A 16,836-nucleotide genomic window follows, 5' to 3' on the forward strand; every position below is an offset into this window, starting at 1 on the left:
TTCAACATTTTTCCAACGTAATTCCTGATCTGTAAAATCATTAAAGATTATGCATTCCATTTCCCGTACGCCATTCCCGGCATCCAGAAAAATCTACGTCGATGGCGTCGCCATGAGAGAAATAACGCTGACAAACACACGTCTGCACGGTTCTAAAGGAGAAGAAGTTCCCAACGCACCGGTGGTGGTATATGATACCAGCGGACCATACACCGATCCAAACGCACACATCGACGTACGTCAGGGCCTGCCCAGACTGCGTGAAAAATGGATCCTTGACCGGGACGATGTTGATAAACTGCCTGGCATCACTTCCGATTACGGCAGACAAAGACTGGAAGACAATCGTCTCGACTCCCTGCGCTTCGCTTATCAGCATTCCCCGATGAGAGCTAAAGCAGGTCACAACGTATCCCAGATGCACTACGCTAAAAAAGGGATCATCACCAGAGAAATGGAATACATCGCTACGCGTGAAAACCAGTGCGTAGAAAAACTCTTCCAGGAAAACAACGCCCTCTGGCAACAACACAAAGGACAATCCTTTGGCGCCAATACACCTGTTAAGTTCATCACACCTGAATTCGTAAGACAGGAAGTAGCTGCCGGCCGCGCCATCATCCCTAATAATATCAATCATCCGGAAAGTGAACCCATGATCATCGGGCGCAACTTCCTGGTAAAGATCAATGCCAACATCGGTAACTCCGCCGTAACCTCCAGCATCGAAGAAGAAGTAGAAAAAGCTGTATGGGCCTGCCGCTGGGGCGCTGATACCATTATGGACCTCAGCACCGGTAAACATATTCACGAAACAAGAGAATGGATCATCCGTAACTCCCCTGTGCCTATCGGTACTGTACCGATCTATCAGGCACTTGAAAAAGTGAACGGAAAAGCAGAAGAACTAAACTGGGAAATATTCCGCGATACCCTGATAGAACAGGCAGAACAGGGTGTTGACTACTTTACCATTCACGCCGGTGTACTGCTACGCTATGTACCACTCACCGCACGCCGTACCACTGGTATCGTATCCCGTGGCGGGTCTATCCTGGCAAAATGGTGTCTGGCGCATCACAAGGAAAACTTCCTCTACACCCACTTTGAAGAGATCTGCGATATCATGAAAGCTTATGATGTGGCATTTTCATTGGGGGATGGTTTACGTCCGGGTAGCATCGCTGATGCAAATGATGCTGCACAATTCGCAGAACTGGAAACACTCGGCGAACTAACGCACCACGCCTGGAAACATGATATACAGACCATGATCGAAGGTCCGGGACACGTACCGATGCACCTGATCAAAGAAAACATGGATAAACAGCTGGAGCATTGTAAAGAAGCACCGTTCTACACACTTGGGCCGCTGACTACAGATATCGCACCTGGTTACGATCATATCACATCCGCTATCGGGGCCGCTATGATCGGCTGGTTTGGTACCGCTATGCTGTGTTATGTAACACCCAAAGAACACCTCGGCTTACCTGATAAAGAAGATGTAAGACAAGGGGTAATCACTTATAAAATTGCCGCTCATGCCGCCGACCTGGCAAAAGGCCATCCTGGTGCACAACACCGTGACAACGCATTGAGTAAAGCGCGTTTTGAATTCAGATGGGAAGACCAGTTCAATCTGTCCCTCGATCCTGAAACAGCACGTTCCTATCATGACGAAACACTGCCTGCCGAAGGTGCAAAAGTGGCTCACTTCTGCTCTATGTGCGGACCACATTTCTGCTCCATGAAGATCACACAGGAAGTACGCGACTATGCCGCTTCACAACAGATCGATGAAACGCTGGCACTGGAAACAGGTATGGCAGAACAGGCAAACGCATTTAAAGAACAGGGTGGAGCCATCTACTTTTAATGATACAGATCATCACTCATCCTACCTGGCTGCCGGAAGAAACACTTTACTGGCAACAGCTGCTCGATGAAGGTGCTGACAGCATCCTGCTACGCAAACCGGGATGGTCAGCAGCTGATTACGAACAGCTGTTGCTCGAAGCAGATGCCACCTGTTACCGTCAAGTTATGATCGCCGGGCATCCCGCGCTTTGTGAAAAGTATGGCTTGCAGGGCATACACTTCAGCGAAAATGCAGGAATACTATTGACAGCAGCAGATATCGCCACCTACCGGCAGCAAGGCTGGCTGCTCAGCACCAGCGTGCATACAACGGACACTTTACAGACAGCCGCTGCTCACTGGGACCAGCTATTGCTGGCGCCCATCTTTGACAGCATCTCCAAGCCGGGCCATAACAGCCTGTTCAACGAAGATTTCAGACTGTCCAAAGGAGCTTACCAGGGTAGAGTGCTGGCATTGGGAGGAATTGATCATCATACCGCGATAAAAGCCCGCAATATGCAGTTTGACGGGATTGCCCTTCTGGGCGCCATCTGGCAGCAACCTGCAACAGCGATCAGCAGGTTTCGCCACATCAGGGAAATATGGAACAACACCGCCCGTTTGTCCTGAGTCTCGCCGGACTTGATCCTTCCGCAGGAGCAGGTTTACTGGCGGATATAAAGACATTTGAAGCACTCGGCACCTACGGACTGGGCGTGTGTACCGCTTTGACTGTACAGACGGATACGCAGTTCATATCTGCCGAATGGCAGTCCGCTGCGCAGATCATTGCACAGGCGCAACCCCTGCTGGAAACCTTTCCCGTACAGTACTGCAAAATCGGTATCATGAAAGATGTACATACCATGCTGGAAGTTATTAACGCCATCAGGGCCATCAATCCGGATATCCGGATCATACTGGACCCCGTGCTGAAAGCCAGTGCGGGATATACCTTTCATGATGATACCCGGCTAAGCGCCTGGAAAGCGGTGTTAACACAGTTATATCTGCTGACGCCCAATCTCCAGGAAGCCTTACTGTTAAGCGGAGAAAAGGAAGGGCCGGCAGCCGCCCGGGTATTAGCCTCTTATTGTGCGGTACTATTGAAAGGGGGCCATCGGGAAGATAAACCCGGTATTGACAGCCTGTATTTGCCTGCACAACGGGACACAGATAATATCCTTGATATACCCGCCGGCAAAGGCAGGGTATATCCGAAACATGGGTCAGGTTGTGTGCTGAGTGCAGCTATCACGGCGCAACTGGCTGCCGGTGTTCCGTTATCAACAGCCTGTATTACGGCCAAACTTTACACAGAAAAGTTCCTGGCCAGTCATTCATCACTTTTAGGTTATCACAACACATGATCAGCTCATTGCATTACATATCACAGCAAACGGCCGGCGCTACTCACCTGGACAACATCCTGGAAGCCTGTGAGGCCGGTTGCAGATGGATACAGCTTCGTATCAAAAACGAAGCACCTGAAACGATCCTCAGCACAGCCATGGCGGCAAAAGCCATCTGTTCGAAGTACAATGCCACATTGATCGTCAATGATCATCCCAACATTGCAAAGCAGGTGGGTGCGCATGGCGTACATGTCGGCAAACTGGATATGACCGTGAGGGAAGCACGTGCCCTGACGGGAGAGACATTTATCATTGGCGGCACGGCCAATACGCTGGAAGACATCCTCATTCACGTAAAAGACGGCGCAGACTACGTCGGACTCGGCCCCTATCGCTTTACTAAAACCAAAGAAAAACTCAGTCCGATACTCGGACTGGAAGGCATCGCCGGGATCATGCAATCACTGAAGGATATGGGCATCCATATTCCGGTCATTGCTATCGGCGGCATCCTGGCGGAAGACATACCTGCGCTCATGCAGACAGGTATCCATGGTATTGCGGTCAGCGGATTGATCACACACGCAGCAAACAAATCTCAAACCGTATCATCACTTACAATATGACACCTCTCGTTATAGCAGGACATACCTTTTCCTCGCGCCTGTTCACAGGTACCGGCAAATTCTCTTCCCTTGGTATCATGGAAGAGGCCTTACTCGAATCAGGCTCAGAACTGGTTACCGTGGCATTGAAAAGGGTAGATGTGCATAATCAGTCAGACAATATGCTGCAACATGTACATCATCCGCAGTTAAAATTATTACCCAATACTTCCGGGGTAAGAACGGCGAAAGAGGCTGTTTACGCAGCACAACTGGCCAGAGAAGCACTGGAAACCAACTGGCTGAAGCTGGAGATACATCCTGATCCGCGGTACCTGTTACCCGATCCGATAGAAACGCTGAAAGCCGCCGAGGAACTGGTAAAACTCGGCTTTATCGTACTCCCTTATGTACATGCGGACCCGGTGCTCTGTAAGCGGCTGGAAGAAGCCGGTACAGCAGCAGTCATGCCTCTGGGTGCACCGATAGGTAGTAACAAGGGTCTGAAAACAATCGATTTTTTAGAGATCATCATTGAACAGAGCAATGTACCTGTGGTAGTGGATGCCGGTATTGGTAGTCCGTCGGATGCTGCAAGAGCCATGGAGATCGGTGCGGATGCCGTACTGGTGAACACCGCCATTGCGGTAGCAAAAGACCCTGTGCTGATGGCGCGTGCTTTCAGACAGGCGGTGATTGCTGGCAGACAAGCCTATGAAGCAGGACTCCCTGCCGTACGACGGGAAGCGGTGGCATCCAGTCCGCTGATAGGGTTCCTTGATGAAGTATAAATCCATTCATTATGTCAGGATTCAAAGACGTTTTTGACCAGCATGACTGGGACGATATAAAAGCCTCCATTTACGCTAAAACAGCCCGTGATGTAGAGGCGGCGCTACATAGTAACAAACGTACGCTGGAGGACTTTAAAGCGCTGATATCACCGGCTGCCGCGCCTTACCTGGAGCAGATGGCACAACTCAGCAGGAAGCTCACACAACAGCGCTTTGGCAATACGATGCAGTTATACATACCGCTGTACCTCAGTAACGAATGTCAGAATATCTGTACGTACTGCGGTTTCAGTCTGGATAACAAGATTGCCAGGAAGACACTGAACAGGGAGGAGATCCTGCGGGAGGTGGCTGTTATCAAAGCGATGGGGTATGGGCATGTGTTGCTGGTGACAGGAGAAGCGAACCAGACAGTAGGTCTGCATTATTTCCAGGAAGCATTAGAGACCATCCGCCCACATTTTGCGAACATTTCAATGGAAGTACAGCCAATGGACGAGGCAGACTATGCCGCGCTGATCCCTTATGGATTGCATGGCGTACTTGTCTATCAGGAGACCTATCATCAGGCGGATTATAAGCTGCACCATCCAAAGGGAAAGAAATCCAATTTCTACTACAGGCTGGATACACCTGACAGACTGGGCAGGGCAGGTATTCACAAAATGGGACTCGGTGTGTTGATAGGGCTGGAAGACTGGCGTACGGACAGCTTCTTTACGGCGCTGCATCTGCAATATCTGGAAAAGACATACTGGCAAACAAAGTACAGTATTTCATTTCCGAGGTTGCGGCCCTGTTCAGGTGGATTACCCCCTAAAGTGGAAATGAACGACCGGGAACTGGTACAGCTGATCTGTGCCTACCGTCTGCTGGACCAGGAAGTGGAATTAAGCCTCTCTACACGCGAAACGCCGAGGTTCCGGGACAATGTTATCAAACTGGGCATTACAGCCCTTAGTGCAGGCTCTAAAACGAATCCGGGAGGGTATGCGACAGACCTGTCTTCCCTGGAACAGTTTGAGATCTCGGATGACCGTAGTCCGGCAAGCATCAGCGGTATGCTACGGGCGCAGGGATATGAACCGGTTTGGAAGGATTGGGATGAAGGATATTAAAGGGTACAAAATAAGGTCAGCCCCGCTTTTTGGCGGGGCTGTTAATTTACCTAAATCCATTACTGAAATTTGTTACTTATAGAGATAAGTAGCCGCTTAATCTTACATTTCAAATGTAAGATGCTCATAATGAACAACCACGTTGCGATCAATCTTGAACAAAAAGAACAACGCTATTCAAAATGAACGGCCACTCATCAGTGAGGGATCTTCTCCAGGTCCCTGTAAGTTCTTACGGTTTCCCTTGAACCTCTGAGCGCACCTTTCTGGTTAGCGATCAGTTCTCTGACAATATAAGGCATCGGGATACTGGAACGTAATATCTCCTCATAAGTCCGCTGTGCTGCAGCTTCTCCGTACTCGCAGGAGGAGAGGATGGAATGACGGTCGTGTCCGGAAAAAGTAGCTCTTACATCCATCCAGGTCCTGTAAATCTTTCCGTAAATAGTAGAATGCTCCTGTGTCTCTTCACCGTTATCGACTAATAATTTATTCAGCTGCTCGATATATGTATTACTTTCTTCTGCCATTCTTTGAAACAGGGCTTTCAGGTCTGCATCATCGGTCTGATCAATTGCCTTTCTATATCCTTCCACGCGATCCCGGTTGATCCTGACCAGGTCATTCAGGGCTTCCAACAATTTTTCATTGAGTTGCATGATAGTAGGTTTTTAAATAATTCTATGATGATAATATATATGAAAGTAGGGGTTCAAAAATATGACCAGTTCTCTGCATTCAACAGCAGCGGGGCTCACAGCTGTTTGCGCTTTGCGCTCTGACGGACATTTTGCCCTTGCTGGGGAATACGTTCCACACGTAAAACGGGTGCTGAGTTGATGGCACACATTCCTCATACAAGGGGATGATACCTGGAAATGCTTATAAACACTGGGCTTCCGCGGTATCAGGGACCATTAACACTATCTGGCATAAATTTTCTATTTACAATTTTAACCAAATCTTTTTGATATGAACGGCTTACTTTATTTAATCGCAGTTATTCTGATTATCGGATGGGTTCTGGGTGCGTTTGTTTACTCCGCTGGCGGTCTTATACATGCACTGCTGGTACTGGCTATTATTGCTATTCTTGTAAATATTATACGCGGCCGGGCTGTTTAGGCCAGGCAACCAAGCTCCATTGTGTGAAAGGTAATTAATCGTACTGAAATGAGATAAACACTCTGTCAGCACGATTGATTACCTTTTTGTAATTTAATGAAAACCAGCCACAGTCAAGCACTTCAATAGAAAAATATTTTAGCGGAATTAAAACCGGATAGATTTATACCCCGTATATCCAATCAGACGCACCTGTGTGATCCGGAAGCATCTGGTGTTTCAGCTCTCGCGAAGCTTTTCATTTCTATCATTGTATTATTCATTTCTATCATTTTCATTTCTCTTTCTCGGTTAACCAACCACGTATAAGTTTTCATTCACGCTAAAACTCATTTTATGTTTATACGGAAAACCCGCTCCGTGACCAGCAATGGTAAGGAGGAAGGTATTGCCATGCCCAATGTACATCGTCGTACATTCCTCAAATACGCTGGTTTGGGAGCTGCAGTCATCACTGCCGGATCATTAGCAGGCTGTAGCGGTGAAGACGATGGTGGTGATGTTACTCCTGGTACAGGAGTAAGTTTAGGTAGCGGAGACTTTGCAGTGTTAAATTATGCATTTGCATTGGAACAACTGGAAGCAGCCTTCTACACACAGGTAGTAGCGACTCCATATTCAGGTATTTCAGATGTAGAACGCATCTTTCTTACTGACATCCGTAATCATGAAATAGCGCACAGGGAATTCTTCCGTAAGGCGCTTGGAACAAATGCAATACCTAATCTTACAGTGGATTTCTCCACCATTGATTTTACCAGCCGGGATAAAGTACTCGCTGCTGCAAAAACCTTCGAAGATCTGGGTGTTGCAGCCTATAACGGAGCAGGGAAATTTATCACTACGCCTAACTATCTGGTGCTCGCCGGCAAAATAGTATCTGTTGAGGCAAGACATGCCGCATTGATCAGAGACCTTATCAGCAACGGTTCTTTCGCATCTGATGCAGACTCCAACGGGTTAGATTTTGCGAAAACGCCGCAGGATGTATTTGCGGCAGCAAAGGTGTATATCAAAACAGAGATTGACGCTAATACGCTGCCTAAATAACTACACATTCCTCATTGTAAAAACTGATCAATATGAATCTTCAAAATATATTCTCTGAACTGGAAAAACAGGACGCGGAACTATCCGGACGTCTTGATACGCGCAGGGATGCGATGAAGCAATTCCGGAATATAGGCCGCGTACTGGCACTATCAGCTATTCCGCTTGCATTGGGTAGTATGTTGAAAAAAGCCTACGGACGGACGCCTCAGGATGTATTGGGCGTATTGAACTATGCGCTTACGCTGGAATACCTGGAAGCAGAATTTTACGCGACCGCTATTACCAAAACGTCTTTATTCCCTACTCCTGCAGCATTGGCAGCGTTTACAACGATCGCCAATCATGAAGCAGCACACGTAGCGCTGTTAAAAAGCGCTATCAGTGGCGCTGGTGGAACACCTGTTACCAAACCTACTTTCGACTTTGCCGGAGGCTCACTGAACCTTCCTACATTCACAGATTATCCAACACTGCTGACTGTCGCGCAGGCATTTGAAGACACCGGCGTAAGAGCCTATAAAGGGAAAGCTACTGTACTGATGGAAAATCCGGCAGTGCTCACCGTGGCATTACAAATCCATTCCGTAGAGGCACGCCATGCGGCGCACTTACGCTATATGCGCAGAAATCTTGCATCAGCTCCGCAACCGGCATTAAAACCATGGATTACAAATGCAGAGAACAATGTAGCCATCATTCAACCCGTATATGCCGGAGAAGATAACGACGTTCAGGCAGGGATCACGATTACGGGTATTGCGAGTCAGGTAGATAAAGCAGCTGCCACAGAGGCCTTTGATGAATTCCTGACCGAAGACGCAGTACTTGCTATCGCAGGAAACTTCATCAAAAAATAATGTCCTTAGCCGTTCAATATCACGTGGGAAAATAACCACAAAAAAGGTGTCACAAAAGGAATCCTTCTGCAAAAGCAGCGGGGTTCCTTGTTTTCATTCGCTACTTTTGCAGACATGCAAAAAAAAGCGTCTGTCTATGAGAAAACTATTACTATTGGCCGTCTTACTGGGAGGCTGCACCGCCGCCAAAAAAACGGTCGTTAATGAAGCCCCTGTACCGGTTATTTCATCCCTAAAGCTGTTGCATAAATATGTAGTGCCCTACAACAGGCCATTTAACCGTACCTCGATCGGAGGACTATCGGGCATAGATTACGATACCGCCCGCAATGTCTATTACATCATCTCTGATGACAGGTCAGAACACCAGCCAGCCAGGTTTTATACAGCTCAGATACCAATGACTGGTAAAGCAGGTGACAGTGTGATCTTTAAAGACGTCACATCCCTGCGCATGCGGAACGGGAATGTCTATCCTTCCAATGCTGAATTTGCACCTGACCCGGAAGCAATGCGTTATAATCCGCGTACCAGAAGATTGATATGGAGCAGTGAAGGGGAGCGCCTGCTTTCTCCAACCGGCTATGTCATCAATGACCCGGGCGTTTATGAAATTGATATGAACGGATTAATGCAGGATAGCTTTTATTTACCGGGACAATTCCAGATGCATGCTTCTGAAAGTGGTCCCAGACGAAATGGTGTATTTGAAGGACTAGGCCTGACGCCAGATGGACAAAACCTTTTTGTCAGCCTGGAAGAGCCACGTTATGAAGATGGCCCAAGAGCAGATCTTAAGGATACCAGTGCATTCGTACGGCTGATAAAATTTGATATGAAAAGCCACAAGGCGGTTGCTCAGTATGCTTACAAACTCGAGCCGGTTGCACATGAGCCGGTACCTGCCAATGACTTCCGTGTAAATGGTATTTCGGATGTCATTGCTTTGTCAGCCAATAAACTGCTGGTAATGGAACGCTCTTTCTCCAGTGGTGTAAAGAATAACACGATCAGGGTGTTTTCAGTAGAAATACTGGATGCTACTAATATTAACAATGTAGCATCTTTAAAGACAACGAAAAACTTTATACCTGTAAAGAAGACACTACTGTTAAATTTCGACGATCTACATACCTATGTAGACAATGTAGAGGGTATGACTTTGGGTCCTATATTACCAAATGGGCACAGGAGTATGATATTTGTAGCCGATAATAACTTCGATAAAAGAGAGGAAACACAGTTCTTTATATTCGAAGTAGAGTAGAGATACTATTTTATCATTAATCATAAAGTTTAAAGGAAAGTATGCCAAAATGCTACTTTCCTTTTTTTTGTTTTTACAGCCCAGTTTCTCATATTTGTAGTAAGGCCGTGAAATCCGGCTTGTAGTCACCACCACGGCAGTTTCCATGACAGGAAAAGTTTTTTGCAAAAACGTTTTACTTTACTTAAAAAATATTATACTTTTAACTCGAGCTTAACATACTAAGGAACCGAAATCGTATCTAAAACTTAACTATTGTACTAAAAGCAGAATTCCGAAAACGTTATAGAATCATCAATTATTTACTGTAGCTTATTCCTTATCCCACGGATATCGATCAGCATTCAATTTATTTCATTACAGAGCCACGTAAAATAATGATGTAGTGTAGTTGTCTATTATCTGATCTCAGGAACGCATATGCGGACGAAAGTTTGCATGGCCAGCCAATCTATTCTCTAAAACCTCCAGAATATGAAGTCTAAATTCACACGTTTCATGAGGATTGCTGTGCAAGGAACATTAGCATTGCTAATGACATTGCAGGCGTTCTCACAAAGCCGGAAAATCTCCGGAAAAGTCCTCGACAACCGGGACAATTCACCTCTCCCCGGGGTTTCTGTACAACTTAAAGGCACGGCGACTGGTACACAAACAAAAGCAGATGGTACGTATAGTATAGATGCTCCAGGTGGAAGTACGATCGTATTCTCCTTCATCGGCTATCTGCCGCAGGAGAAGGTGGTTAATGGCGCCACTACCATTAACGTCAGCATGTCCTCTGACGTAAAATCACTCCAGGACGTTGTAGTAGTAGGTTATGGTACCCAGAGACGTTCTGACCTGACGGGTTCTGTAGCATCTGTTAAAACTGCTCAACTGGAAGAAAGACCGGCAGCATCTGTGAACCAGGCGCTGGCAGGCAGAATTCCGGGCGTACAGGTTAATACCAACTCCGGTCGTCCCGGTGGTCAGACCAACGTACGTATCCGCGGTTTCAGTTCTATCAACACAACCAGTAACCCGCTTTATGTAATCGATGGAGTGGTAATTCCGGTAGGTGCGCAGACGCAGAACAGTAACGCGATCGACTTCCTCAACCCGAATGAGATCGCTTCCGTGGAAGTACTGAAAGATGCATCTTCTACCGCGATCTATGGTGCAAGAGGTGCAAGTGGTGTTATCCTTGTTTCTACTAAAAGAGGTAATGCAAGCGGCAGCCGTGTCACTTATGACGCAGGTCTGTCTTACAACACCATCGGCCCTAAAAGAGTAGAAATGCTCAATGCAAGAGAATATATGCAGGTAGAAGACCTGGCCTGGAAAAATGCTGAGATCTATGATCCGGTAGGTTGGGCTGCAGGCAACTACGTGTCCAAAGATCCAAAGATCAAACGTTCAAACCCACTGTTGTTCGACAGCAATGGTAATCCACTGTACGATACTGACTGGTTCAAAGAATCAGTACAGAAAAAAGTATCTCACAGCCATCAGCTGGGCTTTACCGGTGGTGATGAAAACAGCCAGTTCGGTCTCTTCCTGGGTTACAGAAATGACCAGGGGCTGCTCCTGAACTCTTATCTGAAAAGATACTCTGCCCGTTTCACTTTCGATAGCCAGATGAAACCATGGCTGAAAGTGGGTGGTTCACTGGGTTATACCAACCAGGATGAAAACCTGGTAGATATCGGTACCGGTGGTCTGAACTCCGTACGTATGATCACAGAAGCACTGCCTTTCCTGCCTATAAAAATGCCGGACGGTACATACAGCAACAATAAACTGTATCCTGGTGCTGAAGGTGGTTCCAACCCTGTTCACATCCTGACTGACCGTAAATACGTTCTCCAGACGCAAAACGTACTGGGTAACGCCTATGCAACGATCGCCCTGGCGAAAGGCCTGGAATTCCGTTCTGTAGTGGGTGCTAACATAGTTACCCGTGGCAGGAACGAGTGGAACGGCCGCACCCTGCTGGATATCTCCGCTACACAGAAAGGTATTGCTATCGTAGCGAATGACAGAGAAACCTACTGGTCTTTCGAGAACTACCTGACTTATAACAAACGTTTCAAGCAGGTACACTCCATTAGCGCACTCGCTGGTTTGGGCTGGCAGAAAGATAACATCTATGGTTTCAACGTACGTGGTGAGAATTTCTCTACCGATTACTTCCAGACCAATAGTATCGGTTCCGCAGGTCTGATCCCTTCTTCCGGTGCTGGTTCACGTAACCTGGGGTTTGCATTTAACTCCTACTTCGGTCGTGTGAACTATAGCTACAAAGACAAATACTTAGCAACAATTACAGGCCGTGTGGATGGTTCTTCCAAATTCGGCCCTAACAATAAATATGCGCTCTTCCCATCTGGTGCATTGGCATGGCGTGTGTCTGAAGAACCTTTCCTGAAAGGCAATCCGACCATCTCTACCCTGAAACTGCGTACCAGCTATGGTCAGACAGGTAACTCTGAGATCGATCCATATAGCTCTCTGTCCCTGCTGGCTGCAAGCAACGACTACGCTTTCCCGCTGAATGGTCAGAAAGTACAGGGTGTCGGTACAAACAGACTGGCAAACGAAGACCTGAAATGGGAAAAAACCGCACAGTATGATTTCGGTCTGGAACTGGGTCTGTTGAAAAACAGAATCTCCCTGGAAGCTGACATCTACTACAAGAAAACGACAGACATGTTGCTCGAAGCACCGGTGCCAACTACCAGCGGTTACACCATTATCCGCAAAAACATCGGTTCTATGGAGAACAAAGGTCTTGAAATCGGTATCAACAGCGTGAACGTTGAAACAAAAGACTTCACCTGGACCACTACCTTCAACATCTCTTTCAATAAAAATAAGGTGCTGGCACTGGCTACTCCTGCCGACGTATTCGGCGTGGGTGGTCCTAACTTCACCAACCAGACAAACATCCTCCGTGTAGGAGAACCTGTAGGTTCCTTCTGGGGCCTGGTACGTGAAGGTACCTGGAGCACTAAAGAAGCAGCTGAAGCTGCGCTGTTTAAAGACTACCGTGGTGGTAAACCAATCCTGCCTGGTGATATCAAATATCGCGATGTAAACGGCGACCACGCGATCAACGACGCTGACCGTATGATCATTGGTAATGGTAACCCTGATGGATGGGGCGGTTTCTTCAACACCTTCAAGTACAAAAACCTGGACCTGACCATTGAGTTACAGTTCGTATACGGTAACGATGTACTGAACATGACTCACCACTCCGGTGAAGACCGCACAGGTCTGGCAAACAGCTTCAAATCAGTACTGAACTACTGGACAGAAGATCACCAGAACACTGACATCGCCGCTCCACGTGATCCGGCTGCTGGTTATGTAACCAACGTTGATACCCGCTGGGTAGAAAATGGTTCATTCCTGCGTGGTAAAAACCTGGGCCTGGGCTACAACTTCTCACCAGAATCTCTGAAAAAACTGCACCTCTCTAAACTGAGACTGTATGCTTCTGTTCAGAACTTCTTCCTGGTTACGAAGTTCAGCGGTAACGATCCGGAAGTTAGTACTTATACCCAGCCATTTGCGCAGGGTCAGACTTTCTTCGATTATCCAAAACCAACCACGTTCCAGCTGGGCGCTAACGTTGCGTTCTAATCCAACATTTATCAGAAAAAAGAGATGCTCATGAAGAACTACATTAAGAAAACCGCATTCGGCATATTACTCGGAAGCAGCCTGTTTATGACCGGTTGCTCCAACTTCCTGGATGAACAGGACCCATCCAACCTGTCGCCAGACAGCTATTACACCATCCCTGAACACGCAGATGCTGCTGTATATGCGGCCTATGCACGCGCCCGTTTCATCGGTAGCGGCGCAGGTATCTTCTCGGCTAACTTCCAGATGCTGGAAGCTCCAACCGGTACCATCACCACTGCAACAGCACAGAACTCTGACCTGAACAACCTGTTAGGTCTGGTATATGATGGTGATAACCTGCATGTGAGACAATGGTGGACCGGCGCTTACAGAGTGATCGCACAGGCTAACCTGGCACTGGACAAAATCCCTGGCATCAATCCAATGGATGAAGCACAGAAAAAAAGAACGCTGGGAGAAGCCAGCTTCATGCGTGCATGGGCTTACTTCTATATCGTAAGATTATGGGGTGATGCACCATTGATCCTGAAACCACAAACAGCTAGTTCTCCGGATTTTTATCCTACACGTACTTCTACCGAAGAAGTGTACACCCAGATCATTGCTGACCTGAAAACAGCTGAAGCAGCTGGTCTTCCATGGATGGATGCATCTGGCAGAGTAGGTCTTGCAGCTATCAAAACTGAACTGGCAAAAGTATATCTGACAATGGCTGGTGCGCCACTGAATAAGGGTCTTGAGTACTATAAACTCGCAGCTGATAAAGCAAAAGAAGTACTGGATTATTCAGTAGCAAATCCAACGGTTGTAAATCTGTTCACCAACTATGACGACCTGCACGCTGTAACACAGAACAACAGGGTGGAACACCTGTTTGAAATTCAGTACCTGGCTGATATCGAGGGTAACCCGATGCAGTCCCTGATGCTGCCAAATAACTCCCTGGCTAAAAACATCTCTGCATATGGTAGTGGTGTAGGTAGCTCTGTGCCTACCGTGTCTTTCTACAATTCTTACAAGAAGTATAATCCGACTGACAAACGTACAGACGAACAGCAGTTCTTCTTTACTTCTTACTTTGTAGATGGTGTAGGTGCAGTGTTCCCATTGGGATCTCCTTACATTTTCAAATTCTTTGATGTAGCTTGTCATGGTGCTCCTGGTAAACCAGGTACAGGTAGAAGTAACCTGAATATGACACAGATTCGTTTCGCAGAAACACTGCTGATCTATGCAGAAGCACAGAACCAGGCAGACGGATCACCAAATGCAACTTCTTATGATGCATTGAACCGCGTACGCGGCAGAGCTAATCTGCCAGTATTATCAGGTCTGACAAAAGCAACTTTCGAAGAAGCGGTATGGCGTGAGCGTTGGCATGAATTTGCCTATGAAGGTATCGTTTGGTTTGACATGGTACGTCTGAAAAAAGTGTACAACGAAGACACCAACGGTTTCGACAACTTCACAGGACACATTAACAAGAACTCTGGTGCTGCACTCGCAGATAAACACCTGCTGTTCCCGCTGCCGATTCAGGAAATTCGTAACAACCCAAATCTGAGACCTCAGAATCCAGGTTACGGTTCTTAAGCAAATTGCTTATAAAAAGGAAAGCGGCTTATCACCATATGGTGGTAAGCCGCTTTCTCTTTTATGAATATCCTGAAGCCGGTTTAAGACCAGATGCCATTAGAGGCTGTCAGTATTACCGGTTTGCCATCCGTTACGATGATCGTGTGTTCGTGCTGTGCTACAAAGCTGCCGTCATTGGTCACCAATGTCCAGCCATCTCCCATATCATAGGCATAAGAAGCTTTTGTAGAGATGAACGTTTCAATCGCTACCACACTGTTTTTCTGGAAGCGGTTCTTATTCCTGCGATCGTAGTAATTAGGGATTTCTTTAGGCTCTTCGTGCAGACTTCTGCCGATACCATGCCCCACGAGGTTCTTTATCACCCTGTAGCCCATTTTCTTTGCAGACCTTTCTATCAGATCACCTACATCCGCGATCTTCACACCACCTCTGATCTCATTGATCGCTTTCTGTAAGATGAGTTTGGAAGCATTCACCAGCGGATTATGATTGTGAATGTCTTCTCCCAGTACAAATGACCCACCGTTATCACCCCAGTAACCATTCAGCTCTGCAGATACGTCTACATTGATCAGATCACCTTCTTTCAGTATCTTATGTTCAGATGGGATACCATGTGCTACTTCGTTATTCAGACTGATACAGGTCCATCCAGGGAAACCGTAAGTCAGCTTTGGAGCAGATCTTGCACCCAGTTCACTGAGCAGTCTTCCTCCATATTCATCCAGTTCTCTCGTCGACATGCCCGGCGCAGCGTATTCTCTCATTTTCTTCAATGTAATACCTACTGCTTCGCTTACTGCCTCCATACCGGAAATATCTGCATTGGATGTAATTGACATACCTTGATTATTTTGTAATGTTATGAATGATGGCTGCGTGGATCTCTTCCACAGAACGCATTCTATTCTCCTGATCGTAACAAACGATCTTCGTCACAGTAGGGTCTGTATCTGCTAATATTTCATACTCACGTTTCACCGCCAGTTGCAAGGAAAAATCCTTCTCGTGTATATCATCTTTCCCATTCAGGTATTTCCTGTCATCTCCGGAACGACGCTGGGCTAAAGCCTGTTCCGTATGGGAGAAGGGAACATCCAGATACACGGAAAGATCCGGCTGAGGAATACGGTTGTATTCGTATTCAAACATATTGATCCAGTCACGCAGCTCTTGTTTCTCTTTGTCAGTTTTCAGCTTCGCACACTGGAAAGCGATATTGGACAATACATAGCGATCTACCAGTACCACATATCCGCTGGCCAGCCATTCATTGATGGTATGTGAAAAAGCCTTTCTGTCTTCTGCAAATAACAGCGCCACCAGTTGCGGATGAACATCTTTTACATCTCCGAATTCTCCCCGGAGGAATTTGGCGATCATTTCACCAAAAACACCTTCCTGTACAATAGGAAAATGTACGAATCTGGTTTCTGTACCCTGGCGGTTGAAATACTGTTGAAGTAAATTGATCTGTGTGGACTTGCCTGCTCCATCCAATCCTTCGATGGCTATAAACCTGCTGTTGTTTTGCATTAAAATCAGTTAAAACTATCGGCAAAGA

The 16,836-nt window shown here is 46.9% G+C and carries 15 protein-coding genes; 12 read left to right on the forward strand and 3 right to left on the reverse strand.

The features are described from left to right. Window positions 1-49 precede the first annotated feature (49 nt). Genes thiC through thiH form a run of 6 tightly spaced genes read left to right on the forward strand, consistent with a single transcriptional unit; the run spans window position 50 to window position 5,735 of the window. A complete protein-coding gene (gene thiC / locus BMZ72_RS16565; protein WP_089810265.1) occupies window positions 50-1,879 on the forward strand; it encodes a phosphomethylpyrimidine synthase ThiC in 1,830 nt (609 codons plus the stop codon). After that, window positions 1,879-2,493 (forward strand): thiamine phosphate synthase, encoded by a 615-nt coding sequence (locus BMZ72_RS16570; RefSeq protein WP_089810267.1) that lies wholly within the window; start codon window positions 1,879-1,881, stop codon window positions 2,491-2,493. The genes thiC and BMZ72_RS16570 overlap by 1 nt, the downstream gene beginning before the upstream one ends. Then, window positions 2,466-3,233, forward strand: a complete 768-nt coding sequence (locus tag BMZ72_RS16575; protein ID WP_089810269.1) for a hydroxymethylpyrimidine/phosphomethylpyrimidine kinase — start codon at window positions 2,466-2,468, stop codon at window positions 3,231-3,233. The genes BMZ72_RS16570 and BMZ72_RS16575 overlap by 28 nt, the downstream gene beginning before the upstream one ends. After that, window positions 3,230-3,844: a thiamine phosphate synthase gene (locus tag BMZ72_RS16580; RefSeq protein ID WP_089810270.1), complete on the forward strand. Its 615-nt coding sequence runs from the start codon at window positions 3,230-3,232 to the stop codon at window positions 3,842-3,844. The genes BMZ72_RS16575 and BMZ72_RS16580 overlap by 4 nt, the downstream gene beginning before the upstream one ends. Further along, window positions 3,841-4,614 (forward strand): thiazole synthase, encoded by a 774-nt coding sequence (locus BMZ72_RS16585; protein ID WP_089810272.1) that lies wholly within the window; start codon window positions 3,841-3,843, stop codon window positions 4,612-4,614. The genes BMZ72_RS16580 and BMZ72_RS16585 overlap by 4 nt, the downstream gene beginning before the upstream one ends. Before the next feature lie 11 nt (window positions 4,615-4,625). Further along, window positions 4,626-5,735, forward strand: coding sequence for a 2-iminoacetate synthase ThiH (thiH, locus tag BMZ72_RS16590; RefSeq protein ID WP_089810273.1), 1,110 nt, complete (start codon window positions 4,626-4,628; stop codon window positions 5,733-5,735). 197 nt (window positions 5,736-5,932) lie between these two features. On the opposite strand, the gene BMZ72_RS16595 is transcribed toward thiH, so the two are convergent. Continuing rightward, window positions 5,933-6,394, reverse strand: coding sequence for a ferritin-like domain-containing protein (locus tag BMZ72_RS16595; RefSeq protein WP_089810275.1), 462 nt, complete (start codon window positions 6,392-6,394; stop codon window positions 5,933-5,935). 313 nt (window positions 6,395-6,707) lie between these two features. Here BMZ72_RS16595 and BMZ72_RS36355 point away from each other — a divergent pair, with 313 nt between their 5' ends. The 6 genes from BMZ72_RS36355 (at window position 6,708) to BMZ72_RS16620 (ending at window position 15,266) form a co-directional block, all read left to right on the forward strand. After that, window positions 6,708-6,860, forward strand: a complete 153-nt coding sequence (locus BMZ72_RS36355) for a lmo0937 family membrane protein (protein ID WP_012788302.1) — start codon at window positions 6,708-6,710, stop codon at window positions 6,858-6,860. Between the two features lie 336 nt (window positions 6,861-7,196). Beyond that, window positions 7,197-7,910 (forward strand): ferritin-like domain-containing protein, encoded by a 714-nt coding sequence (locus tag BMZ72_RS16600; RefSeq protein WP_089810278.1) that lies wholly within the window; start codon window positions 7,197-7,199, stop codon window positions 7,908-7,910. A gap of 32 nt (window positions 7,911-7,942) precedes the next feature. Next, window positions 7,943-8,770 carry a ferritin-like domain-containing protein gene (locus BMZ72_RS16605; protein WP_089810280.1) on the forward strand — a complete coding sequence of 276 codons (828 nt, stop codon included), beginning with the start codon at window positions 7,943-7,945 and terminating at the stop codon, window positions 8,768-8,770. Between the two features lie 136 nt (window positions 8,771-8,906). Next, window positions 8,907-10,037: an esterase-like activity of phytase family protein gene (locus BMZ72_RS16610; RefSeq protein WP_089810282.1), complete on the forward strand. Its 1,131-nt coding sequence runs from the start codon at window positions 8,907-8,909 to the stop codon at window positions 10,035-10,037. Between the two features lie 474 nt (window positions 10,038-10,511). Then, a complete protein-coding gene (locus BMZ72_RS16615) occupies window positions 10,512-13,667 on the forward strand; it encodes a SusC/RagA family TonB-linked outer membrane protein (RefSeq protein WP_089810284.1) in 3,156 nt (1,051 codons plus the stop codon). A gap of 30 nt (window positions 13,668-13,697) precedes the next feature. After that, window positions 13,698-15,266: a RagB/SusD family nutrient uptake outer membrane protein gene (locus BMZ72_RS16620; RefSeq protein ID WP_089810286.1), complete on the forward strand. Its 1,569-nt coding sequence runs from the start codon at window positions 13,698-13,700 to the stop codon at window positions 15,264-15,266. Between the two features lie 83 nt (window positions 15,267-15,349). On the opposite strand, the gene map is transcribed toward BMZ72_RS16620, so the two are convergent. Further along, entirely contained in the window at window positions 15,350-16,114 is a 765-nt protein-coding gene (map, locus tag BMZ72_RS16625) for a type I methionyl aminopeptidase (RefSeq protein ID WP_089810288.1), read from the reverse strand. A 7-nt stretch (window positions 16,115-16,121) separates the two neighbouring features. Continuing rightward, window positions 16,122-16,808, reverse strand: coding sequence for a dTMP kinase (gene tmk, locus BMZ72_RS16630; RefSeq protein ID WP_089810290.1), 687 nt, complete (start codon window positions 16,806-16,808; stop codon window positions 16,122-16,124). Window positions 16,809-16,836: the final 28 nt, after the last annotated feature.

The organism is Chitinophaga sp. YR627 (genome assembly GCF_900114995.1).
GTDB lineage: Bacteria > Bacteroidota > Bacteroidia > Chitinophagales > Chitinophagaceae > Chitinophaga.

Coding starts and splice junctions, on each gene's coding strand:
- thiC (WP_089810265.1), top strand. CDS start 50: ATGCATTCCATTTCCCGTACGCCATTCCCGGCATCCAGAAAAATCTAC.
- map (WP_089810288.1), bottom strand. CDS start 16,114: ATGTCAATTACATCCAATGCAGATATTTCCGGTATGGAGGCAGTAAGC.
- BMZ72_RS16585 (WP_089810272.1), top strand. CDS start 3,841: ATGACACCTCTCGTTATAGCAGGACATACCTTTTCCTCGCGCCTGTTC.
- BMZ72_RS16610 (WP_089810282.1), top strand. CDS start 8,907: ATGAGAAAACTATTACTATTGGCCGTCTTACTGGGAGGCTGCACCGCC.
- BMZ72_RS16605 (WP_089810280.1), top strand. CDS start 7,943: ATGAATCTTCAAAATATATTCTCTGAACTGGAAAAACAGGACGCGGAA.
- BMZ72_RS16600 (WP_089810278.1), top strand. CDS start 7,197: ATGTTTATACGGAAAACCCGCTCCGTGACCAGCAATGGTAAGGAGGAA.
- BMZ72_RS16615 (WP_089810284.1), top strand. CDS start 10,512: ATGAAGTCTAAATTCACACGTTTCATGAGGATTGCTGTGCAAGGAACA.
- BMZ72_RS16575 (WP_089810269.1), top strand. CDS start 2,466: ATGGAACAACACCGCCCGTTTGTCCTGAGTCTCGCCGGACTTGATCCT.
- BMZ72_RS16570 (WP_089810267.1), top strand. CDS start 1,879: ATGATACAGATCATCACTCATCCTACCTGGCTGCCGGAAGAAACACTT.
- tmk (WP_089810290.1), bottom strand. CDS start 16,808: ATGCAAAACAACAGCAGGTTTATAGCCATCGAAGGATTGGATGGAGCA.
- BMZ72_RS16620 (WP_089810286.1), top strand. CDS start 13,698: ATGAAGAACTACATTAAGAAAACCGCATTCGGCATATTACTCGGAAGC.
- BMZ72_RS16580 (WP_089810270.1), top strand. CDS start 3,230: ATGATCAGCTCATTGCATTACATATCACAGCAAACGGCCGGCGCTACT.
- BMZ72_RS16595 (WP_089810275.1), bottom strand. CDS start 6,394: ATGCAACTCAATGAAAAATTGTTGGAAGCCCTGAATGACCTGGTCAGG.
- thiH (WP_089810273.1), top strand. CDS start 4,626: ATGTCAGGATTCAAAGACGTTTTTGACCAGCATGACTGGGACGATATA.
- BMZ72_RS36355 (WP_012788302.1), top strand. CDS start 6,708: ATGAACGGCTTACTTTATTTAATCGCAGTTATTCTGATTATCGGATGG.